General features: G+C 73.6%; 19 protein-coding genes. 7 read left to right on the top strand and 12 right to left on the bottom strand.

The window, feature by feature from the left end; all coding sequences use genetic code 11:
- Positions 1-158: 158 nt before the first annotated feature.
- From ACFO4E_RS02710 to ACFO4E_RS02755, 10 genes are all read right to left on the bottom strand, one after another.
- Positions 159-593, bottom strand: a complete 435-nt coding sequence (locus ACFO4E_RS02710; protein WP_378571204.1) for a cytidine deaminase — start codon at positions 591-593, stop codon at positions 159-161.
- Positions 572-1834 (bottom strand): ABC transporter permease, encoded by a 1263-nt coding sequence (locus ACFO4E_RS02715; RefSeq protein ID WP_378571206.1) that lies wholly within the window; start codon positions 1832-1834, stop codon positions 572-574. Before ACFO4E_RS02715 ends, ACFO4E_RS02710 begins: the two co-directional genes overlap by 22 nt.
- Positions 1831-3255, bottom strand: coding sequence for an ABC transporter permease (locus ACFO4E_RS02720; protein ID WP_378571208.1), 1425 nt, complete (start codon positions 3253-3255; stop codon positions 1831-1833). The genes ACFO4E_RS02715 and ACFO4E_RS02720 overlap by 4 nt, the downstream gene beginning before the upstream one ends.
- Entirely contained in the window at positions 3252-4820 is a 1569-nt protein-coding gene (locus ACFO4E_RS02725) for an ABC transporter ATP-binding protein (RefSeq protein ID WP_378571210.1), read from the bottom strand. The genes ACFO4E_RS02720 and ACFO4E_RS02725 overlap by 4 nt, the downstream gene beginning before the upstream one ends.
- A 146-nt stretch (positions 4821-4966) precedes the next feature.
- Entirely contained in the window at positions 4967-6037 is a 1071-nt protein-coding gene (locus ACFO4E_RS02730; RefSeq protein WP_378571212.1) for a BMP family lipoprotein, read from the bottom strand.
- A 266-nt stretch (positions 6038-6303) separates the two neighbouring features.
- Positions 6304-7050 (bottom strand): alpha/beta fold hydrolase, encoded by a 747-nt coding sequence (locus ACFO4E_RS02735; RefSeq protein ID WP_378571213.1) that lies wholly within the window; start codon positions 7048-7050, stop codon positions 6304-6306.
- Positions 7051-7150: 100 nt separating this feature from the next.
- Complete coding sequence (locus ACFO4E_RS02740) at positions 7151-7471, bottom strand: biotin/lipoyl-containing protein (RefSeq protein ID WP_378571215.1); 321 nt, start codon at positions 7469-7471, stop codon at positions 7151-7153.
- 2 nt (positions 7472-7473) lie between these two features.
- Positions 7474-8454 carry an alpha-ketoacid dehydrogenase subunit beta gene (locus ACFO4E_RS02745; protein WP_378571608.1) on the bottom strand — a complete coding sequence of 327 codons (981 nt, stop codon included), beginning with the start codon at positions 8452-8454 and terminating at the stop codon, positions 7474-7476.
- 50 nt (positions 8455-8504) lie between these two features.
- A complete protein-coding gene (locus ACFO4E_RS02750; protein ID WP_378571216.1) occupies positions 8505-9545 on the bottom strand; it encodes a thiamine pyrophosphate-dependent enzyme in 1041 nt (346 codons plus the stop codon).
- A gap of 226 nt (positions 9546-9771) precedes the next feature.
- On the bottom strand, positions 9772-10131 hold the full coding sequence (locus ACFO4E_RS02755) for a hypothetical protein (protein WP_378571218.1): 360 nt from the start codon (positions 10129-10131) through the stop codon (positions 9772-9774).
- Positions 10132-10460: 329 nt separating this feature from the next.
- Here ACFO4E_RS02755 and ACFO4E_RS02760 point away from each other — a divergent pair, with 329 nt between their 5' ends.
- Entirely contained in the window at positions 10461-11012 is a 552-nt protein-coding gene (locus ACFO4E_RS02760; protein WP_378571220.1) for an Lrp/AsnC family transcriptional regulator, read from the top strand.
- A 116-nt stretch (positions 11013-11128) separates the two neighbouring features.
- On the opposite strand, the gene ACFO4E_RS02765 is transcribed toward ACFO4E_RS02760, so the two are convergent.
- Both ACFO4E_RS02765 and ACFO4E_RS02770 read right to left on the bottom strand, forming a co-directional pair.
- A complete protein-coding gene (locus tag ACFO4E_RS02765; RefSeq protein WP_378571222.1) occupies positions 11129-12127 on the bottom strand; it encodes a pectate lyase family protein in 999 nt (332 codons plus the stop codon).
- A 442-nt stretch (positions 12128-12569) separates the two neighbouring features.
- Entirely contained in the window at positions 12570-13151 is a 582-nt protein-coding gene (locus ACFO4E_RS02770; RefSeq protein ID WP_378571224.1) for a hypothetical protein, read from the bottom strand.
- A gap of 156 nt (positions 13152-13307) precedes the next feature.
- Here ACFO4E_RS02770 and ACFO4E_RS02775 point away from each other — a divergent pair, with 156 nt between their 5' ends.
- From ACFO4E_RS02775 to dapB, 6 genes are all read left to right on the top strand, one after another.
- The gene (locus tag ACFO4E_RS02775; protein WP_378571226.1) at positions 13308-15701 is read left to right on the top strand and encodes a phosphoketolase family protein; all 2394 of its coding nucleotides are present in this window, start codon (positions 13308-13310) and stop codon (positions 15699-15701) included.
- Between the two features lie 155 nt (positions 15702-15856).
- Entirely contained in the window at positions 15857-17074 is a 1218-nt protein-coding gene (egtA, locus tag ACFO4E_RS02780) for an ergothioneine biosynthesis glutamate--cysteine ligase EgtA (RefSeq protein WP_378571228.1), read from the top strand.
- 180 nt (positions 17075-17254) lie between these two features.
- On the top strand, positions 17255-18553 hold the full coding sequence (gene egtB / locus ACFO4E_RS02785; protein WP_378571609.1) for an ergothioneine biosynthesis protein EgtB: 1299 nt from the start codon (positions 17255-17257) through the stop codon (positions 18551-18553).
- Positions 18553-19305, top strand: a complete 753-nt coding sequence (egtC, locus tag ACFO4E_RS02790) for an ergothioneine biosynthesis protein EgtC (RefSeq protein WP_378571230.1) — start codon at positions 18553-18555, stop codon at positions 19303-19305. Before egtB ends, egtC begins: the two co-directional genes overlap by 1 nt.
- On the top strand, positions 19302-20264 hold the full coding sequence (gene egtD / locus ACFO4E_RS02795; protein WP_378571231.1) for an L-histidine N(alpha)-methyltransferase: 963 nt from the start codon (positions 19302-19304) through the stop codon (positions 20262-20264). The genes egtC and egtD overlap by 4 nt, the downstream gene beginning before the upstream one ends.
- A 192-nt stretch (positions 20265-20456) precedes the next feature.
- On the top strand, positions 20457-21200 hold the full coding sequence (gene dapB / locus ACFO4E_RS02800; protein WP_378571233.1) for a 4-hydroxy-tetrahydrodipicolinate reductase: 744 nt from the start codon (positions 20457-20459) through the stop codon (positions 21198-21200).
- Positions 21201-21405 lie beyond the last annotated feature (205 nt).

The raw sequence follows: 21405 nt of genomic DNA on the forward strand, positions 1-21405 counted from the left end.
CGGGCCGCGGCGGCGACGGGCCGCGGAGCGGGGCGGTGGGGGCAGTGTGCCAGAGGCGGGCGGCCGCGCCAGGGCGCTCGCGCGCCCCGGTGCGACCGGCCCCGGCGGGGGAGGACCCCCGCCGGAGACCCGTCGCCGGGCCCGCCCTGCCGGCGCTCTCAGCGGGTGAGGTCGTGCGGGCCGAACGCCTGGGGGAGGACCCGGGACATCGGCAGCACGCCCTCGGGGGTGTCCACCAGCAGCTCGGGCCCGCCGAACTCGAACAGCAGCTGGCGGCAGCGCCCGCACGGCATCAGCGGGCGCTCGTGCCCGTCCACGCAGGCGAACGCCACGAGCCGGCCGCCGCCCGTGGCGTGCAGCTGCGACACCAGGCCGCATTCGGCGCACAGCCCGACCCCGTAGGAGGCGTTCTCCACGTTGCAGCCGCTCACCGTGCGGCCGTCGTCGACCAGTGCGGCCGCGCCCACCCGGAACCCCGAGTAGGGGGCGTAGGCGAGGCGCATGGCGGCGCCGGCCGCCGCGCGCAGCCGCGGCCAGTCGACCGCGGGTTCCCGCGCGCCATCGGTGTCCGTCACGACGACCCCTTCCGCCATTGCCGCCCGACCGCCGCCGGGGCCCGCAGCCGCTGCGAGGCCAGCGCGAGCACCAGCAGCGTCGCGATGTGCGGGCTGTAGGTCACCAGCTGACCGGGCAGGGTGTCGGTGAACGCGTACCAGGCGAGCAGCGCCACGGCCACCGCCGCGACGACGACGGCCTTGCGCACCGAGCGCCGGTACAGCAGCCAACCCGCGGCGGCCAGCAGCGCCACCCCGATCAGCAGCAGCAGGGAGTGGACCGCCGCCCCGCCGCCGCGGACCTGGAGGGCGTCGGTGAAGCCGAACAGCCCGGCGCCCATGGCCAGCCCGCCCGGCCGCCAGTTGCCGAAGATCATCGCGGCGAGGCCGATGTACCCCCGGCCCCCGGTCTGGCCCTCCTGGTAGATGGACGACGCGACCATGGCCAGGAACACGCCGCCCAGCCCGGCGAACCCGCCCGACAGCAGTACGGCGACGTACTTGTAGGTGTAGACCGGCACCCCCAGCGACTCGGCGGCGTCGGGGTTCTCCCCGCAGGAGCGCAGCCGGAGCCCGAACGGGGTCCGCCACAGCACCCAGAACGTCGCCGGCACCAGCAGGACCGCCAGCAGCGTGACCACGGACATCCCCGTGGTCGCACCGGTGATCAGCGACGCCAGGTCCGACACCAGGAACCAGCCGGAGTCGCGCACCGGCGCCAGCAGGTCGGCGACGAACGGCAGTCCCACCCGGGGGAACTCCGGCAGCGGCGGCGACTGCGAGGCGCCCGCCCCCGGGATGCCGTCGAAGAACAGCAGCGACAGGTAGCGCATCGCGCCCACGGCGAGGATGTTGATGGCCACGCCCGACACGATGTGGTCCACCCCGAAGGTCACCGTGGCCAGCGCGTGGACCAGCCCGCCGACCATGCCGCCGAGGACGCCGGCCACCAGGCCCGCCCACGGGCTGCCCGTGGTGTAGGCCGCGTACGCCGCCGTCCACGTGCCGAGCACCATCATGCCCTCGAGGCCGATGTTGATGATGCCCGCGCGCTCGGCCCACAGGCCGCCCAGGCCCGCCAGGCCGATCGGCACCGCGAAGGCGAGCGTGGCCTGGATCGTCCCGGCGCTGGTCAGCATCTGCTGCCCGGTGATGAACCGGACGCCCGCCAGCGCCACGAACGCGGCGGCGGCCAGGGCCGCCACCCGCCACCAGGTGCGTGCGGCCGTGCGCGGCGGCGGGGGCGCCGAAGGCGCCGCCGCGGTCATTTCCTGGCTCATGACGCCACCTCCACCCGGCCCAGCTCCTTACCGACTTGCTGCTGCTGATAGCGCAGGCCCCAGCGGTGCACGACCTCGTACACCACCACAACGGTCAGCACGATGGTCGCCTGGGTGACCACGGCGATCTCCTTGGGGATGCCGTCGATGTCCAGGATCTGCGACGCCTGGTCCAGGAACGCCCAGAACAGCGCGGCGAACGCCACCCCGACCGGGTGGTTGCGGCCCAGCAGCGCGATCGCGATGCCGGTGAAGCCCAGCCCCACCGGGAAGTCCAGGGCGTAGTAGTGCGACTGGCCCAGCAGCTGCGGGATGCCGACCAGCCCGGCGATCATCCCCGAGATCACCATGGACAGCAGCACCATGCGCTTGACGTTGACCCCGCTGGCCTGGGCCGCGGTCGGGGACTGCCCGGTGGCGCGCAGGTCGAAGCCGAACCGGGTGCGGTTGAGCAGCGTCCAGTAGCCCGCGCCCACAGCGACGGCCAGGACCACCAGCCCGTAGATCTCCCGGTCGGCGCCCATGAACCCCGCGGGGATCCCCGGCACCCACCCCGACTCCGGGATGGGCGTGGTGCCGATGTTGTTGGTGCTGATCTCGACCGCCAGGCGGTCGGTGTTGAGCAGGTAGGCGGTGATGCCGGTGGCGATGGCGTTGAGCATGATCGTGGAGATCACCTCCGACACCCCGCGCGCCACCTTCAGGTATCCGGCGATACCCGCCCAGAAGCCGCCCACCGCGACCGCCACCAGCACGATCACGATCTGGTGGATGACGGGCGGCAGCACCCAGGCGCCCCCGACCGCCGCGGCCAGCAGGGCGGCCAGGCGGTACTGGCCGTCGACGCCGATGTTGAACAGCTTCATCTTGAAGCCGATCGCCACCGCGACCGCCGACAGGTAGAAGGTGGTGCCCGCGTTGATGATGCGCACCAGGTTGTCGGGCCGGGTGCCGAACTCCAGCATCCGGGAGAACGCCCGGAAGGGGTCGGTACCGCTCGCCCAGAGCACGGTGGCGGTGACCGACAGGGCCAGGACGCCGGCCACCGCCACCGCGGCGAACGCCAGCGCCAGCTGCGTGGACAGCCGCCGGTGGACGGCGAACGCGCCCACCGCCCCCGCCAGCCCGCCCAGCGCATAGGCGACCGGTTCGATCAGCCACCAGTCGAGGACCGCCGCGGCCAGCAGGCCCAGCACCACCGACAGCACCAGAGCGGTCGGCACGACCAGGCTCCGGTGCACGGCGGATCCGGCGTCGGGGGTCGTCGCCGTGGTCAGCACCGCCACGACGGCGAACGCCGCTGCGACGCCGATCGCCACCGCCGCCGGCGCCAGCAGGAACAGGTCGAGGCCGGCGGTGACACCGGTCCCGGCCACCGCGGCCAGGACGGCGGCGATGGGTGGGGAGATGGAGGTCCTCATGCGCCGCCCTCGTTCTTCGTGTCGTCCGGCCCGGTGGCGCCGGCCCCGGTCATGGCCGAGCCCAGCTGCTCGGGGGTGACCGTCATCGGATCCGCCGAGGCGACCAGCCGGCCGCGGAGGATCACGTGCAGGGTGTCCGACATGCCGATCAGCTCGTCGAGGTCGGCGGAGACCAGCAGCACGGCGAGTCCTTCGGCGCGGGCCCGGCGCAGGTGGTCCCAGATGGCGGCCTGCGCGCCGACGTCCACGCCCCGGGTTGGATGCGCGGCGACCAGCACCTTCGGTGCCCCGCTCATCTCCCGGCCCACGATCAGCTTCTGCTGGTTGCCGCCGCTCAGGGCGTCGGCGATGACGTCGATGCCCGGCGTGCGCACGTCGTAGTCGGCGACGATGCGCTCGGTGTCGGCGCGGGCCCCGCCGCGGTCGATCCACATCCCCTTGGCGCTGGGCGGGCGGCCCTGGTGGCCCAGGACGCGGTTCTCCCACAGCGGGGATTCCAGCAGCAGGCCGTGGCGGTGGCGGTCCTCGGGGACGTAGCCGACCCCGGCCTCGCGGATCGCCAGGGTGGACCACGCGGTGATGTCGGTACCGCCGAGCGAGATGGTGCCGGAGCCGGCCGGCCGCATGCCCATGACCGCCTCGATCAGCTCCGACTGGCCGTTGCCCTCGACCCCGGCGATGCCGACGATCTCACCGCTGCGGATCTCCAGCGACACGTCGTCGACCACCGGGCGGCCGCCCGCCCCGGTCACCCGCAGCCGGTCGATGCGCAGCATCACCGTGTCGGTCACGGTGGACTCGCGAAGCTCGGGGACCGGCAGCTCGCCGCCGACCATCAGGGTGGCCAGCTCGCGCGCCGTGGTGGCGCCCGGGTCGACGGTGGCGACCGTGGTGCCCCGGCGGATCACCGTGATCTCGTCGGCGACCGACAGCACCTCGTCGAGCTTGTGCGAGATGAAGATGACCGTCAGTCCCTCGCGCTTGAGCTCGCGCAGGTTGTCGAACAGCTCCTCGACCTCTTGGGGGACCAGGACCGCCGTCGGCTCGTCGAGGATGATGATCCCCGCGCCGCGGTAGAGGACCTTGAGGATCTCCACGCGCTGGCGGTCGCCGACACCGAGGTCCTCCATGAGCAGCCCGGGGTCGACGCCCATCCCGTAGCGCCGGCCCAGCTCCGCGATGACCTCCCGGGCCTTGGCGCCGATGCCGTGGCGCCCCTCGGCCCCCAGCACCACGTTCTCCATGACGGTGAGGTTGTCCGCGAGCATGAAGTGCTGGTGCACCATCCCGATGCCGTGCTTGATGGCGTCGGAGGGGGAGTTCAGCCGCACGGGCGCGCCGTGGACCGCGATCGTGCCCTCGTCCGGCCGGTGCATGCCGTAGAGGGTCTTCATGAGGGTGGACTTCCCGGCACCGTTCTCGCCCACGATCGCGTGGACCGTGCCGGGGGCGACCGTGATGTCGATGTCGTGATTGGCCACGACCCCGGGGAACCGCTTGGTGATCCCGCGCAGCTCAACGGCGGCGGGAGGTGCCTCCCCGCCGCCCGATGGCGTGCTGCTCATCCGACTCCTAGGTTTCCTGGTGGCCGCCGCCCGGTGAGGATCTGCCCGCCGGCGGCGGCGGATGTGGGGCGCTGTGACGCGCCGCGGCACCGGGACCAGGGCACGCTCCCTGGATCCCGGCGCCGCTGTCATCGGACCGAGCCACTCTACGGCTCGGTCGGGACCTCGATCTCGCCGTCGATGATCTGCTGCTTCAGCTCGTCGAGCTGCTCCTGGACGTCGCCGATCTGCTCCTCGTTGGCCGTGGAGTAGTCGACACCCCCGCTGGCCAGGTCGAACCGCTGGATGCCGGACTGGGCCTCGCCGTCGGCCACCGACTGCACGAACTCGAACACGGCGGTGTCGACCTGCTTGAGGGCCGAGGTGACGACGAACGGCTTCTGCTCGTCGGTCGCCGACTCGTACTGGTCGCTGTCGACGCCGATGAACAGCCGCTCCTGCTCGGTGGCGGCCTCCAGGACGCCGTTGCCCGATGCGCCGGCGGCGTGGTAGATGACGTCGGCGCCGGAGTCGTACTGGCCCTCGGCGGTGGACTTGCCGCGCGCGGGGTCGGAGAAGCCCGCCATGTCCGGCGGCTGGGTCAGGTAGGAGATGTCGATCTCGATGTCGGGGTTGATCTCCTGGGCGCCCGCGACGTACCCGGCCTCGAACTTCTGGATCAGCGGGGTCTCGACGCCGCCGATGAAGCCGACGTGGTCCTCCTCGGTCTTCAGCGCCGCCGCGGCCCCGGCCAGGAACGACGCCTGCTCCTCGGTGAACACCAGGCTGGTGACGTTGTCGAGGTCGTCGATCTCGGAGTCGACGATGGCGAAATCGACGTCGGCGTAGGCCTCCTCCGCCGCGACCGCCCGCATGGGCTCGGCGTAGGCGAAGCCGACCCCGATGACGACGTCGAAGCCCTCGTCGGCCATGAGCCGCAGGCGCTCCTCCTTGTCGACGTCGGACTCGCCCTCCTGGGGCTCGAAGTCCTGCACGTCGTCGGCGCTGATGCCCAGCTCGTCCTGGACGCGTTCGAGCCCGCGGTAGGCGGAGTCGTTGAACGACCGGTCGCCCCGGCCGCCGACGTCGTAGGCGAGGCCGACCCGCAGGCCGCCGCCCTCGCCCGAGGCGTCTCCGCCTTCATCGCCGCCCTGGGGGCTGTCACAGGCCGTCATGGCCAGGGTCACGACGCCGGCCGCCGCGATGGCGGCGAACTTGGCGGCTAGCTTCCGGTTCACTCTTCACTCCCCTTCGGCCCGTGGGCGGCCCACACGTCGGGCGCGCTCACCGGGTTCTGATGCCGGACGATAGCCGTTCGGTGAATTGTCACCAATCCATGGTGAAAGGTTGTTATGAAGGCGAGAGCGGAGCGAAACGGACGTTACCCGCGACACTTTCCCGCTGGCGGCGCGCGCCCGTATCTCCTGGTCGCCGGGTGACGCACCGGCAATTCGCGTTCGATTCGGACCGCAGCGTTGCGTGACCGCCGGGTGACCGATACCGGTCAGTCGAGCCGGTCCGGAGCGTCCGAATGCGCCCCGCGCGCGAGGAATTCCACCGTGCTCTTCTTGAACGCCTGCGCCGACACCGCGGTCCGGTGGTCGCGCCCGGGTATCCGCACCACGTCCGAGCCGGTGGCACGGGCCAGATCCTCGACCCCCCGGGCCAGGTCATCGTGTTCGCCGGCCACGAAGAGCAACGGCACGCCGCGCGGGGCCGGGGACGCGGTGAAGGGGTGCGCCGCCTGTCCGCGGGCGCAGGCGGCCAGCGCGGCGGGGTCGGCCCCGGGCAGGGCGGCGGCCGCCCGGTAGACGCGGCCGAACGGGGTACGCGCCGAGCCGAGGGAGTTCAGGTCGGTGCCGGCGAACGCGTCATCGGGACCGAATCCGCCCAGGACCGCGCGCCGCACCCGCTCGGGCCGGGTGAGCGCCAGTTCCCAGGCCAGCCGTGAACCCATCGAGTAGGCCACCAGGTCGGCCCGTTCGATGCCCAGGACGTCCAGCAGCCGCACGACGTCGTCGGCCATCGCCTCCGGCGCATACGCCCGGGCCTCGTGCGGGCGCCCGCTGCCCCCGTGGCCCCGCAGGTCCACGGCGACGGTCGGAAGCCCGGCCAGGGCGCTGTCCCAGCCGGTGCGGACCCAGTTCGCGTGGTGGTCGGTCCCGAAACCGTGCAGCAGCACCACGGGTACCCCGCTGCCGCGGGTCGCGGTGTGGTGCAGCGGGGCATCGCCGGCGGGCGGGTGGGACAACGGTCCACCTCCGGGGTCGTCGTCGAACGGGCGGGGGCACGCGGGGCGCCGGCGGTCGTGCCGCCGCACCCGGGAGCGGGCCGGATGCGACGGGGGCGCGTCACTCGGGGGGCGGTCTGAGCCGGACCCGGCGGACCGGCTCCTCTTCGGCGGGAACGGTGCCGACGATGCCCGGCGACGGCTCCGCCTCGAAGGTCGCCAGCGGGTCGCCGACGGCGACGGTGTCGCCCTCGGCCGCGTGCAGGCGCGCCACGACGCCCGCGTGCGGCGAGGGGATCTCGACCGCCGACTTGGCGGTCTCCAGCTCCACCAGCGGGCTGTTGCGGTCGATCCGGTCGCCGGGAGCGGCCAGCCACGCCAGGACGGTCGCCTCGACCAGCCCCTCGCCGAGGTCGGGCAGCAGGAACGTCTGTTCGGCCATCGTCAGAACTCCAGGGTCCGTTGCACCGCGAGCAGGATGCGGTCGATGGTGGGCAGGTACTGCGGTTCCAGCGGACCCGCGGGGTAGGGTACGTCGAAGCCGGTCACCCGCTGCACGGGCGCGGTGAGGTCGCGGAAGGACCGCTCGGTGACCAGGGCGGCGACCTCGGCGCCCAGCCCGGCGGTCAGCGGGGCCTCGTGGACCACGACCGCCCGCCCGGTGCGCGACACCGAGGCGGCCAGCCCGTCGGCGTCGATCGGCTTGAGCCAGCGCAGGTCCACGACCTCCAGGTCCACGCCGTCCTCCGCGGCGAGCTCGGCCGCCTTGCGGCAGCGGCCCACCATCGCGCCCCACGCCACCAGCGTGGCGTGCCGCCCGCGGCGGACGACCCGGCAGGTCCCGACCGGATCGGGGACCGGTCCGCCGTCCTCCGCTCCGGGGCCGGCGCACACCGGGCCGCGCTCCCAGTAGCGGGCCTTGGGCTCCATGAACACGACCGGGTCGTCGGCGCGGATCGACTGGAGCAGCAGCCGGTGGGCCTGGTCGGGGTCGGCCGGGGCGACGACCTTGAGCCCCGGCACGTGGGCGAACAGCGCCTCCAGGCTCTCCCCGTGGTGCTCGGGCGCGCGGATGCCGCCGAAGCTGGGCAGCCGCAGCGTGATGGGCATGGGCGCGGTGCCGCGCGAGCGGTAGTGCATGCGCGCCATCTGGTTGACGATCTGGTCGACGGCCGGGTAGGCGAAGCCGTCGAACTGGAGCTCGGGAACGGGCCGGAACCCGTTCATGGCCAGCCCCACCGCCAGTCCGACGATGGCGGATTCGGCCAGCGGGGTGTCGAAGACCCGCTGCTCGCCGAAGGCGGCCTGGAGGCCGTCCGTCACCCGGAAGACGCCGCCCAGGCGGCCGACGTCCTCGCCGAACACCAGCGTTGCGGGGTCCTCGGCCAGCGCCGTGCGCAGGGCCAGGTTGATGGCCTGCTGCATCGTCAGCTCGGTGCAGGGCGCCTGTGCTTCGCGGTCGACCACCAGATCGGTCACGCCTCGACCTCCTCGTGCCAGACTCTCTGCTGCCGGGCCAGCTCCCGCGTGGGCTCGCGCAGGACGTAGGCGAACATGTCGGTCCCGGGCGGTTCCGGGGCGGCGCTCACGGCGTCGCGGATCCGCTCCGCGTCGGCCCGGGCCTCGGCTTCGGCGCATGCGAAGAACGCGGCTCCGGCGTGGCCGGCGCGCTCCAGTTCGCGGCGCAGGCGCGGCAGTGGGTCGCGCCCGCGCCAGGCGCGCTCCTCGGCGGGGTCGCGGTAACGGCCGGGGTCGTCGGAGGTCGAGTGGGGTTCGAGCCGGTAGGTCAGCGCCTCGATGAGGGTCGGCCCCTCGCCGTTGCGGGCGCGCTCCAGGGCCTCGTGGGTGGCCGCGTGCACCGCGGCGGCGTCGTTGCCGTCGACCGTGACACCGGGCATCCCGTAGCCCGCGGCCCGCGCCGCGACCGACCCGCCCGCGATCTGCCGCTCGTTGGGCACCGACAGCGCCCACCGGTTGTTCTGGCAGATGAACACCACGGGGGCGCCGTAGACCCCCGCGAAGTTCATGGCCTCGTGGACGTCTCCTTCGGAGCTGGCGCCGTCGCCGAAGTAGGAGAGGGCGCAGCCGCCTCCCCCGCGCAGGCGCTCGCCCACCGCCCAGCCCACCGCGTGCGGCACGGGCCCGCCGACGACGGCGTTGACGGGCGCGAAGCGCGAGGCCATCGGGTCGTAGAGGCCGCCGTGCCACAGGGCGCGGTGGCTGGCCATGTAGCCGGCCATGTCCACGCCCAGGGTCAGCGCGACGCCCATCTCGCGGTAGGTGGGGAAGACGAAGTCCGTGCCCCGCTCGGCCGCCGCGGCGCTGCCCACCTGCGCGGCCTCCTGCCCGCGCACGGACACGTAGGCGGGGAAGACGCCTTGGCGCTGGAGGGCGATCGCCTCGGTGTCGAGCAGGCGGGTGGCGAGCATGTCGCGGTACAGGCGGCGGCCCAGTTCCGCCGGGAGGCCGCCTGCGGCGGGCCGGATCCCGGCGTCCGGCGGATCGGTGGTGTGCATGTCGAGCGCCTCCCCGGCCGGTCGGTCGCGACCGTCGCGGCGGGCGACGGTCGAGACGGTCGTGGGACGATTGTCGGCAATACATCGACAATCACGCTAGATATGGGCGAAAAGTCGATACGGATGCGCACCGGAAAGCGTATTCGGTGCGCTCATGTCGAAAATCACCGTCGGTAACGAGGGGCGAACCGGACGATCGGACACTCGTGACGAACGGCGCGTCTGATCACAGATCCGGCAGGGGATCGGGCGGGAGCGCCGACCGCCCGGCGATTTCGGCGTCGCAGGCGTTGATGACCGACACGTACTCCTCGTCGACCTCGAAGGTGTGCCCGCCCAGGTCGAACGTCGGGATGAGGTGCGTGTGCACCGGCCCGATCCGCACGGTCCGCGGGAAGACGTGCCAGATGCTCTTGGGCCGCGTGCGGCTCCAGAACCTGTTCAGCAGGACCGTGATGGCCGAGTCGGTCACCACGAAGACGAAGTACATCGACTCGTTCCACGATGCCGGGAAGATGTAGCGGATCTCGGCCCCGGCGGGCAGGAACCCTCGGGTCCTGTCGCGGACCTCCGCAGGGACGGGCATGGGGGACTCTCCTCGCGGCGGCGCCCCGCGGGGCGCAGGGGGACAGGCCATCCATGCTAGGCGGCGGGCCCGGCCCGCCCCACAGGCCGAGCGGGGAGCATCGAGCGAGCCGGAGGGACGGTGTGACGAGGAAGGGCGGCGCCTTGAGGCGCTCCCGCAGGCTGAGCGGGCGACACCGCGCGAGTGGGGGCCGGGCTGCCGCGCCGGCGGGCCGGGCGACGGCCGGGCCGGTGCCGTGACGGGTTGGGAAACGCGGCCGGTACCCGGTGGACGGATGCGCCGGTTGCTGGTACTTCGTTGCTTATTCGTCTAGGGGTCTGGAGTGGCCGATGGCAAACGGGGACGAGCAGGGGCACGCGCGCGACCGGTTGGGGCGGGGACGGCCGGCCCGGCTCCCCGATCCGACCGACGAGGTCATCATCGGCGCGCTCGCCGATGACGCCCGGACCGGCATCACCGAGATCGCCGCCATGGCGAACGTGTCCCGTGCCACCGCGTACAACCGCATCAAGCGGCTGACGGAGGACGGCGTGATCCGGGGCTACTCCATGGTCCCGGACCACTCCCGGATGGGCCTGGACGTCACCGCCCTGGTGCTGATCTCCGGCAGCCAGCCCGACTGGCGGGCCAACAGGGAGATCCTGTCGTCCTACCCGGAGATCGAGTACTGCTGGTACGTGGTGGGCTCCGCCGACATCGTGCTGCTCGTCCGGGTGGCCGACACCAACCAGTTGCGCGACCTCATCCTGACCCGGCTCCAGTCCCTGCCGGGGGTGACCGCCACCCAGACCCTCACCGTGATCGACGAGGTGGTGCACCGGCCCGTGGTGCGCCCGGCCGGCCCGGCGACCGGGAACGCCACGGGCCGGCCCGCCGGCTGACACCGGCCGCCAAGAGGCGGCCGGGTCGCCGGCCGGGCCGGCGCGGGTGTCGGTAAGCGCTTACCCCGGAGGGTGCGGTGGGCGCTCCCCCCGGGGCGGGGGCGGTAGCGGCCGGATCAGAGGTTGCCGGGACCGGCGCCGCCGCGGACGATGCCCGGGATGCTCCGCGGGTCGTCCAGCGTGTACCGGTAGGGGACCGCGGCGACGCTGCCCGCGGCCTCGGGCGCGCCGGAGTTGTCGTAGACGTTGTTGCGCTCGACGATCCGGCCCGGGTCGGAGTCCGCGTAGCCCACGTGGGTGGGGTTGTCGACGTCCTCGAAGTAGTTGCCCTCGACGATCACGCCGGCGTTCATGGTGGAGGCGACGCCGTACTCGGCGTTGCCCTGGTAGTAGTTGTTGTAGACGTGCACCTGGTCGGCGAAGCGCACGCGCGGGTGGCGCGACTCCGTCCCCTCGAAGTAGTTGTGGTGGTAGCTGACGCGCAGGTTGCCGATGTCCGCGGTGTGGCCGTCGGAGTGGCCGAGCAGCGCGGTCTTCTCGTGGTCGAAGTAGTGGTTCCACGAGATCGTCACGTAGTCGGACTCGCGCTTGACGTCGGTCGCGCCGTCGTGGCCGTTGGTGAAGCTGTTGTGGTCGATCCAGACGTTGGTCGACCCGTCCTGCACGTTGATCGCGTCGTCGTCCCAGCCGCTGAAGGCGATGTTCTGGATGATGACGTTGCTCGCGCCGTCGACGTCGATGCCGCCGCCGGTGATCGCGGCGTTGGAGCCGACCCCGATCACGGTCTTGTCGGAGGAGACGTCGTTCATGCCGTCGAGGCCGACCGATCCCTGGACCTCGATGACCAGCGGGCCGTCCTCGGTCATCGCGTCGGCCAGGGCGCCGCCGCTGGTCACCCGGACGGTCGGGCCGCCCTGGCCGCCGGTGGTTCCGCCGTTCTGGCTGGCCCAGCCGACCGGGGAGCCGACGAGGGGGGCGTCGCCGGCGGTGTCGGCGGCGCTGGGGAGGGCCGTCGCCGCGAGTGCCGCGGCGGCACCGACGGCGGCGAGCGCCCCGGTGGCGGCGACGGTGCGCGTTCGGAGAGTGGAGAGGTGCTGCTTCACGTTGGTCCGCATGGTGCGGATCTCCTTGGGGGAGGTGGGGGTGCCCGGTGGTGGTCCGGGCCGGGGGAGTGGGCGGCGCGGCGTGGGGCGGCCGCGTTCCGCCATGGCCCCGGTCCCCGTCGGGCCGGGGTGGTGCGCGGGCTTCAGCGGCCCGCGGGGCGGGTCGGTCCGGTGAGGCGGCGCCGTGCCTCCACGAACCATGGGAAGCGCTTTCCAATGCTCGAAAAGTACGGGAACGTAACCATCCTGTCAACAGGGTGTTATCGGCGAATTTCCAACGGTGCCCCACGGCCGGGGCCGGGCCGCGGAAAGCGTCGGGCGCCCGTCCCGAGGACGGGCGCCCGTTGGCAGGTGGAAGGCGGGTGCCCCGGCCCGGTGCCCGCCGTGACGGTGACGGGCGGGGCCGGACGGCAGGGGACCGGGGAACCGGGGCGGAGCCGGCGCGGTCGCCGGCTCACATCCCCAAGGGCGACGGCGGGGCAGGCGGCGGGACCATCAGATAGGTGGTCACCGAGAGCACCACGAAGAGCAGCCCCACCACGATGGCGGCCATGGCGGCCCAGCGCGCCCACGGCCGGGTGTCGGCGTTGGCGAGGACCAGGCCCAGCGCGCCGAGTACGGCGCCCAGGAGGGCGGTCCCGCCGTCGCCCAGGATGATCGCGGTCAATGCGGAGAGCTGGTCGGCCGAGCGCACGCTCGCCCACATCTCCGCCAGCCGGGTGCCGATGAGCGACGCGCCCACCAGCAGCACCGCGGCGATGGCGAAGGTCTCGGCCGAGAACACCCCCGCGGTCCGGGGCGCCGCGGCGGGCCAGCCGCTGTCGGCGTAGCGCTCCCCCTCGGGGTCGTCGCCGGAGTCGTCGTCCGGCTCCGCGCCGGCGGGCTCGGCCGCACCGGCGCGCTCCTCGGCGGTGTCGCCGGCCTCGGGCGCGGCCGGCGAACCGGGCTCGCCGTTGTCCGGTCCGGCAGCGGCGGAAGCACCGTCCGCCGCCGACGGGGTGGTCGATTCGTTGGGGTCTTCCGATCGCGTGTTCATTGTCGGCCAACCTACCGCCCGCGACGGTGTGGTCACACGGACGCGGCCTCCCCGCGCGTCTCGCCGGGACGGACCGCGCGACGCGGCCCGTGTGAGGAGGCCGCGGCTGGGCAGCGGAGGGGAAGCACGCAGCTGACAGGGGAAGCGGGAGAGGGCATGGCGGCGATCACGACGGCGGCAGCGGCGGCGCCCATCGGCGGGCGGAGCCTGGCATCCGATGAGCTGAATGGGATCGACCTGTACTGGCGCGCGGCGAACTACCTCTCCGCCGGCCAGATCTACCTGATGGACAACCCCCTGCTGCGCGAGCCGCTGCGGCCGGAGCACATCAAGCCCCGGCTCCTGGGGCACTGGGGCACCACGCCCGGGCTGAACTTCGTCTACGCCCACCTCTCGCGGCAGGTCCGGCGCCGCGGCACGGACATGATGTGGATCATCGGGCCCGGGCACGGCGGGCCCGCGGCGGTGGCGACCGCCTGGCTCGACGGCACCTACAGCGAGACCTATCCCGAGGTCGGCCGCGACACGGAGGGGATGCGCCGGCTCTTCCGCCGGTTCTCCTTCCCCGGCGGCGTCCCCAGCCACGCCGCGCCCGAGACGCCGGGGTCCATCCACGAGGGCGGTGAGCTGGGGTACTCGCTCGCGCACGCCCATGGGGCCGCCTTCGACAACCCGGACCTGGTGGTCGCCGCGGTCATCGGCGACGGCGAGGCCGAGACCGGGCCGCTGGCGGGCAGCTGGTTCGCCGGCAGGTTCGCCGACCCGGTGCGCGACGGCGCCGTGCTGCCCATCCTGCACCTCAACGGGTACAAGATCGCCGGACCCACCGTGCTCTCGCGCATCCCCGAGCGCGACCTCGCGGCGCTGCTGGAGGGGCACGGCTACCGCCCCTACGTCGTCTCGGGCGCGGACCCCGAGGCGATGCACCAGCGGATGGCCGCGGTCCTCGACATCGTCCTCGACGAGATCGCCGACCTCCAGCGCCGGGCGCGCGAGAGCGGGCCGACGGGCGAGGTGCGCTGGCCGATGATCGTGCTGCGCAGCCCCAAGGGGTGGACGGGACCCGGCGAGGTCGACGGCGTGCGGATCGAGGGGACCTGGCGGTCGCACCAGGTGCCCCTGACCGATGTGCGCTCCGATCCCGCCCACCTCCGCATACTGGAGGAGTGGCTGCGCGGGTACCGCCCCGAGGAGCTGTTCGACGGCGACGGCGCCCCGGTGCCCGAGAGCACCGCCCTGGTCCCCGAGGGGCCGCTGCGGATCAGCGCGAACCCGCACGCCAACGGGGGACTGCTCCTGCGGGACCTCGCCATGCCCGACTTCCGCGACCACGCGGTCCAGGTCCCTTCCCCCGCCCGCACCTCCTCCGAGGCCACGCGGGTGCTCGGCGGGTTCCTGCGCGACGTCATGGCCGCCAACCCCGCGGACTTCCGGGTGATGGGCCCCGACGAGACCGCGTCCAACCGGCTCGGCGAGCTCTTCCAGGCCACCGACCGCGCCTGGGACCTGGACCGGGTGGCCGGCGACGACCACCTCGCGCCCGAGGGCCGCGTCATGGAGGTGCTCAGCGAGCACCTGTGCCAGGGGTGGCTGGAGGGCTACCTGCTCACCGGCCGGCACGGCCTCTTCAACTGCTACGAGGCGTTCGTGCACATCGTCGACTCGATGGTCAACCAGCACGCCAAATGGCTCAAGGTCAGCCGGGACCTGCCCTGGCGGCGGCCGATCGCCTCGCTGAACTACCTGCTCAGCTCGCACGTGTGGCGCCAGGACCACAACGGGTTCAGCCACCAGGACCCCGGCTTCATCGACCACGTCGTCAACAAGAAGCCCGAGATCGTCCGCGTCTACCTGCCGCCGGACGCCAACACCCTCCTCGCGACCGCCGACCACTGCCTGCGCTCCCGCGACTACATCAACGTGGTCATCGCCGGCAAGCAGTCCGCCCCCGACTACCTGGACATGGACCGGGCCATCGCCCACTGCGCGCGCGGGGTGGGGATCTGGGAATGGGCGAGCACCGACGCGGGCCGCGAACCCGACGTCGTGCTCGCCTGCGCGGGCGACGTCCCCACACTGGAGACCCTGGCCGCCGCCCAGCTCCTGCGCGACTACCTGCCCGGGCTCGGCGTGCGGGTCGTCAACGTCGTGGACCTCATGCGGCTGCTGCCCGCCGAGGAGCACCCGCACGGGCTGGCCGGGAGCGCCTACGACGCGCTGTTCACCCCCGGCGCTCCCGTCATCTTCGCCTTCCACGGCTACCCGTGGCTCATCCACCGGCTCACCTACCGCCGCACCGGGCACGACCACCTGCACGTGCGCGGCTACAAGGAGGAGGGGACGACGACCACCCCCTTCGACATGGTCATGCTCAACGACCTCGACCGGTTCCATCTGGTCATGGACGTCATCGACCGCGTCCCGGGGCTGAGCGTGAAGGCCGCCCGCCTGCGCCAGCACATGCAGGACGAGCGGCTGCGGTGCCGCACCCACACCCGCGAGTACGGCGACGACGCGCCCGACATCCGCGACTGGACGTGGCGCGGCTGAAGCGGCGGATCCGCGGTCAGGTCCTGGGGTTCCTGACGGCGGCTGTGGCCGGGCGGACGGGTGGGATGGGGTTTCGGTCACTCGGGGGATACCCGATGTTCGGGCGGGCCCCAACCCGGGCAGTAAAAATCGTGCGCCACTCGAAGGAGCGACCGATGCGGTACCTCACCGAGAACGACGTCCACGAGTACATCCGCGGCATCTGCTTCAAGACCGGCCCGCCCGGATCCGTCGGTGCCGAAACCGAATGGCTCATCACCGATCCCACCCGCCCCGAAGAACCCGTCGCCCTCGACCTCGTCTCCTGCCTGGTCGACCAGGCAGGGCCGCCCCCCAACGGGAGCGCGGTCAGCTACGAGCCCGGGGGGCAGCTGGAGCTCAGCTCGCCGCCCCTCAACGGGCCCGCCTCGGCGCACGCGGCACTCGCCGCCGACATCGCCCACATCCGAAAGCACCTCGACGCCGCCGGCCTGTGCCTGGAAGGCCGCGGCATCGACAGGTTCCGCCCGCCCGTCCGCCGGCTCACCGTGCCGCGCTACGCCGCGATGGAGCGCTTCTTCGACCTGGGCGGCGGCCGCGGCGGCCGCACCATGATGTGCAGCACGGCCTCGCTCCAGGTATGCCTGGACATCGGGGCCGACGCCGCCGACGCCGCCCGCCGCTGGCGGCTCGCCCACCGGCTCGGACCGCTGTTCGTCGCCGCGTTCGCCAACTCCGCGGTGTTCCGCGGCCGCCCCACCGGGTGGCGTTCCACGCGCTGGGCCATGTGGGACGCCATCGACCACACCCGGACCCGGCCCGCCCGGCCGCCGGGCTCCGACGACCCGGCCGGCGCCTGGGCGGGCTACGCGCTCGACGCCGGCGTCATGGCCATCCGCCGCGACGGCGTGCCCTGGGAGGTCGCGCCCGGGATGTCGTTCCGGGAGTGGCTGGGCGGCGGGCACCACGGCCGCCCGACCCACGACGACCTGGTCTTCCACCTGAGCACGCTCTTCCCGCCGGTGCGGCCCCGAGGCTGGCTGGAGCTGCGGATGATCGACGCGCTCCCGCTGGCCTGGTGGCCCGTTCCCATGGCCGTCGCGGCGGCGCTCTTCGACGACCCGGCGGCCAGCGACGCGGCCGAGGCGGCCGCCGACCGGCTGTGGAGCGGCGCCGATCCCGGCCGCGGCGAATGGGCCGCGGCCGCCCGCGACGCCCTCAGCGACCCCGGCCTGGCCGCGGCCGCCCGCACCTGCTTCGAGGAGGCGAGCGCCGCACTCAGGCGCATGGACGCCGGTGAGCTGGCCCTGCTCGTCGACTCCTACCGCGAGAACTTCATCGAGCGCGGGCGCTGCCCCGCCGACACCGAGCCCACCCAGGAGGTCCCGGCATGAGCCCCGCACACGCGAGCGCGTCGCGGGCCGGGCGGCCCGGCCGGACCGCAGGATCCGGGCGACCGCGTCCGGCCGGCAATGGGAGGAGGGGCCGTGACGAGGACTGACGCGGCAGGAGGGGGCGGCTCCGGACGCCCCGCGCGCGAGCCCGGCGCCGCCGATCCGGCCGCCGCCGAACGGCTGCGGCGGCGGATCGCCGACGAACTCGACCAGGGGCGGCGGCGCAGTCACGGGCTGACGGTCGAGGCGCTCGACGCGGCGGAGCTGGTCGGCCAGCACTCTCCGCTGATGTCGCCCCTGGTGTGGGACCTCGCCCACGTCGGCAACTACGAGGAGCAGTGGCTCGTCCGGGCGGCCGCCGGGCAGGACGCGCTGCGCCCCGACATCGACATCCTCTACGACGCCTTCGAGAACCCCCGCGCCGGCCGCGTTTCGCTCCCCCTGCTGTCGCCGGAGGAGGCCCAGGACTACAACGCGCGGGTCCGCGCCCGCGTGCTCGACGCGCTGGAGCGCGAGACCTTCGACCCGGCGGACCCGCTTAGCGGCGGCGGCTTCGTCTACCACATGGTGATCCAGCACGAGCACCAGCACGACGAGACCATGCTCGCCACCCACCAGCTCCGTCGCGGCCACCCGGTGCTCGCCGACCGCCCCTACCCCGAGGCCGCGGCCGGCACCGCCGCCGGCGGCGAGGTGCTGATCGAGGCCGGCCCCTTCACCATGGGCACCACCGGCGACCCGTGGTCCTACGACAACGAGCGGCCCGCCCACACCGTGCACGTCGGCGCCTTCCACATCGGCGTCCACCCCGTGACCAACGCCGCCCACCTCGCGTTCATGGCCGACGGCGGGTACGACGACCCCCGTTGGTGGAGCCAGGCGGGATGGGAGTGGCGGAGCCGGTCGGGCAAGCGCGCGCCGGCCTTCTGGCGGCGGGACGGCGGCGACTGGTGGCGCCGCCGCTTCGGCCGGGTCGAGCCCGTGCCGCCCGACGAGCCCGTCCAGCACGTCTGCTTCCACGAGGCCGAGGCGCACGCCCGCTGGGCCGGCCGGCGGCTGCCCACCGAGGCCGAGTGGGAGAAGGCGGCCCGATACGACCCCGCCAGGGGCACGTCGCTCCGCTTCCCGTGGGGCGACGAGGAGCCGGGGTCGCGCCACGCCAACCTCGGCCAGCACCTGCTGCGCCCGGCACCCGTCGGCGCCTACCCGGCCGGGGCCTCGCCCTCGGGCGTGCAGCAGCTGATCGGCGACGTGTGGGAATGGACCTCCAGCGGGTTCACCGGCTACCCGGGGTTCCGCGCCTTCCCCTACCGGGAGTACTCCGAGGTGTTCTTCGGCGGCGACTACCGGGTGCTGCGCGGCGGCTCCTGGGCCACCCACCCCACCGCGGTGCGCGGGACCTTCCGCAACTGGGACCTGCCCGTCCGCCGCCAGATCTTCACCGGATTCCGGCTCGCCCGCGACGCGGAGGCGGCCTGATGTGCCGCCACCTCGCCTACCTCGGCGCGCCCGTGGGGCTGCACGACCTGCTCTTCGGGCCGCCGCACGCACTGCACGTGCAGAGCTACGCGCCGCGCGAGCAGGCGCACGGGACCGTCAACGCCGACGGTTTCGGGGTCGGCTGGTACGACCCCGGCCACGCCGCCCCACTGCGCTACCGCCGCGCCATGCCCATCTGGGGCGACTCCTCCTTCGCCGACGCCGCCCGGGTGATCCGCTCGGGCTGCGTGGTGGCGGCGGTGCGCGACGCGACACCGGGGTTCGGCGCCGACGAGTCGTGCGCCCAGCCCTTCCGCGGCGACACCTGGCTGTTCAGCCACAACGGGGCGGTCGCCGACGACGGCGCCCTCGCCGACCGGCTCACCACTCCGCTGCCAGCCGGGGTGCTCGACGCCCGCACCCCCGTGGACTCCGCACCGCTCTTCGCACACGCGATGCGGCTGTGGCGCAAGGGCGAGCCGCTGGGGTCCGCCCTGGCCGCCGTCGTCCGCGAGGCGCGGGACTGCTCGGCCGGCCGCTACAACCTGCTCGCCGCCGATGGGGAGCGCCTGGCCGCCACCGCCTCCGGGGACACCTTCTACACCCTGCGCCGCCCCGGCGGCGTGTGGATCGCGTCCGAACCCCTCGACGACGACCCCGCCTGGCAGCGGGTACCCGACGGCCACCTGGTCACCGCCGACCGCACGGGAACGGCCATCACCGCGATCGACGAAGGGCGGGGGGCCCGGTGATCCGCATCGACCACCACCTGACACCCGACGACCTGGCCAAGGCGCTGCGCCGCGACGTCGCCGACGGCCTGGCCGGACACCCCAAGGCGCTGCCGCCCAAGTGGTTCTACGACGAGCGCGGCAGCGTCCTCTTCGAGGAGATCACCCGGCTGCCGGAGTACTACCCGACGCGCGCCGAGCGGGCGATCCTGGTCCGGCACGCACCGGAGATCGCCCGGGCCACCGGGGCCGACACGCTCGTGGAGCTCGGGGCGGGGTCGGGGGAGAAGACCCGGCTGCTGCTCGACGCCCTGCGCGGTGCCGGGACCCTGCGCCGGTTCGTGCCGGTGGACGTCAGCGGCGACTTCCTCGTCGAGTCCGCCGGCCGCATCGCCGCCGAATACCCCGGGCTGGAGGTGCACGCGGTGGTCGCCGATTTCGAGCGCCACCTGCACCTGCTGCCCGCCGAGGGCCGCCGGACCGTCGCGGTGCTCGGCTCCACGATCGGCAACCTCGTCCCCGCGGCGCGCGCGGCGTTCCTCGGCGACCTGCACAGCACCCTGCGGCCCGGAGAGACGCTGCTGCTCGGCGTCGACCTGGTGAAGGACCCCGCACGGCTGGTCGCCGCCTACGACGACGCCCGCGGGGTGACGGCCGAGTTCAACCGCAACGTCCTGCGCGTGGTCGACCGCGAGCTCGACGCGCGGTTCGACCCCTGCGCCTTCGACCACGTGGCCGTGTGGGACCCCGGCGCCGAATGGATGGAGATGCGGCTGCGCGCCCGGGCCCCTATGCGGGTCCGCGTGGGCGCCCTGGACCTGGCGGTCGACTTCGCCGCGGGGGAGGAGGTGCGCACCGAGATCTCGGCGAAGTTCCGCCGCGCGGGCGTGGCGGGCGAACTCGACCGCGCGGGCTTCGCCCTGGAGCACTGGTGGACCGACCCGGCCGGCGACTTCGCGCTCCTGGTCGCCCGCGCCTGACTCTCGTGACGTGGGGGCGCGGAACGGCGAGCCGACGAGCGTGCGGAGGCGGCGCCGCCATTGGCCGGAGACTCCCCTGTTCGCGGGGCCGGTGGAGCGGAGTGAGGAGGTGAGCGTGAAAGGGAAACGCACGCGCCCGCCGTCCGGCGGGTGCAGCCGATGCGGCGCGCGTCCTCCGGTACGGTGAACCCCGTGATCAAGGTAGGAGTGTTCGGCGCCCACGGGCGCATGGGGTCCGAAGTCGTCGCGGCCGTCCAGGGGGCGGACGACACAGAGCTGGTCGCGGGAATCGATGCCGCCGACGAGCGCGACGCTGTGCGCGGCGCCGACGTCGTCGTCGACTTCACCCACCCCGACGCCGTCATGGACAACCTGCGCTGGCTGATCGAGCAGGGGATCCACGCCGTTGTCGGCACCACCGGGTTCGACGACGCCAAGCTCGCCGAGCTGCGCGGGCTGCTCGACGCCCACCCCGGCGCGAAGGTGCTGATCGCGCCGAACTTCGGCGTCGCGGCGGTGCTGATGATGCACTTCGCGAAGCTCGCGGCGCCCTACTTCGAGTCCACCGAGATCATCGAGCTGCACCACCCGAACAAGGCCGACGCGCCCAGCGGCACGGCGTCGCGCACCGCCGAGCTGGTGGCCGCGGCCCGGCGCGACGCGGGCACGCCGGCGATGCCCGACGCCACCACGGCCGAGGTGCCCGGGGCGCGCGGCGCCGACATCGACGGCGTGCGCGTCCACGCGCTGCGCATCACCGGCCTGATCGCCCACCAGGAGATCGTCTTCGGTACGCACGGCGAGACCCTGACGATCCGGCACGACTCCATGAACCGCGCGTCGTTCATGCCCGGTGTGCTGCTGGGCGTGCGCGAGGTCGCCGGCCTGCCCGACCCGCTGACCATCGGCCTGGAGCCCCTGCTCGGCCTGGGATAGGCGCACACGCCTTCACTGCCGCGGCGCCCCGCGCGATCCTGCGCGGGGCGCCGCCGTTCTCGGTACACGACCGATGTGCGGGACGGGTTGTGGATTGTCCCGGCGCGTGCCCGCGGCGCCGTGTTACGTTCGCAGCGTCGATCACGGAGGGCCACGACCCGCGGGCGCCGGGTCGTCTCCTCCGCCGACCCCCAGCCGACGTCAA

Origin of the sequence: Nocardiopsis mangrovi (assembly GCF_042653925.1) — a bacterium.
Taxonomy (GTDB): Bacteria; Actinomycetota; Actinomycetes; order Streptosporangiales; family Streptosporangiaceae; genus Nocardiopsis_B; species Nocardiopsis_B mangrovi.

Excerpts from the sequence above, each read along its gene's own strand:
- egtA (WP_378571228.1), top strand. The coding sequence starts at position 15,857 with ATGCGGTACCTCACCGAGAACGACGTCCACGAGTACATCCGCGGCATC.
- egtC (WP_378571230.1), top strand. The coding sequence starts at position 18,553 with ATGTGCCGCCACCTCGCCTACCTCGGCGCGCCCGTGGGGCTGCACGAC.
- ACFO4E_RS02770 (WP_378571224.1), bottom strand. The coding sequence starts at position 13,151 with ATGAACACGCGATCGGAAGACCCCAACGAATCGACCACCCCGTCGGCG.
- ACFO4E_RS02740 (WP_378571215.1), bottom strand. The coding sequence starts at position 7,471 with ATGGCCGAACAGACGTTCCTGCTGCCCGACCTCGGCGAGGGGCTGGTC.
- ACFO4E_RS02760 (WP_378571220.1), top strand. The coding sequence starts at position 10,461 with ATGGCAAACGGGGACGAGCAGGGGCACGCGCGCGACCGGTTGGGGCGG.
- ACFO4E_RS02765 (WP_378571222.1), bottom strand. The coding sequence starts at position 12,127 with ATGCGGACCAACGTGAAGCAGCACCTCTCCACTCTCCGAACGCGCACC.
- ACFO4E_RS02745 (WP_378571608.1), bottom strand. The coding sequence starts at position 8,454 with ATGCAGCAGGCCATCAACCTGGCCCTGCGCACGGCGCTGGCCGAGGAC.
- ACFO4E_RS02725 (WP_378571210.1), bottom strand. The coding sequence starts at position 4,820 with ATGAGCAGCACGCCATCGGGCGGCGGGGAGGCACCTCCCGCCGCCGTT.
- ACFO4E_RS02710 (WP_378571204.1), bottom strand. The coding sequence starts at position 593 with ATGGCGGAAGGGGTCGTCGTGACGGACACCGATGGCGCGCGGGAACCC.
- ACFO4E_RS02750 (WP_378571216.1), bottom strand. The coding sequence starts at position 9,545 with ATGCACACCACCGATCCGCCGGACGCCGGGATCCGGCCCGCCGCAGGC.
- ACFO4E_RS02755 (WP_378571218.1), bottom strand. The coding sequence starts at position 10,131 with ATGCCCGTCCCTGCGGAGGTCCGCGACAGGACCCGAGGGTTCCTGCCC.
- ACFO4E_RS02720 (WP_378571208.1), bottom strand. The coding sequence starts at position 3,255 with ATGAGGACCTCCATCTCCCCACCCATCGCCGCCGTCCTGGCCGCGGTG.
- ACFO4E_RS02715 (WP_378571206.1), bottom strand. The coding sequence starts at position 1,834 with ATGAGCCAGGAAATGACCGCGGCGGCGCCTTCGGCGCCCCCGCCGCCG.
- ACFO4E_RS02775 (WP_378571226.1), top strand. The coding sequence starts at position 13,308 with ATGGCGGCGATCACGACGGCGGCAGCGGCGGCGCCCATCGGCGGGCGG.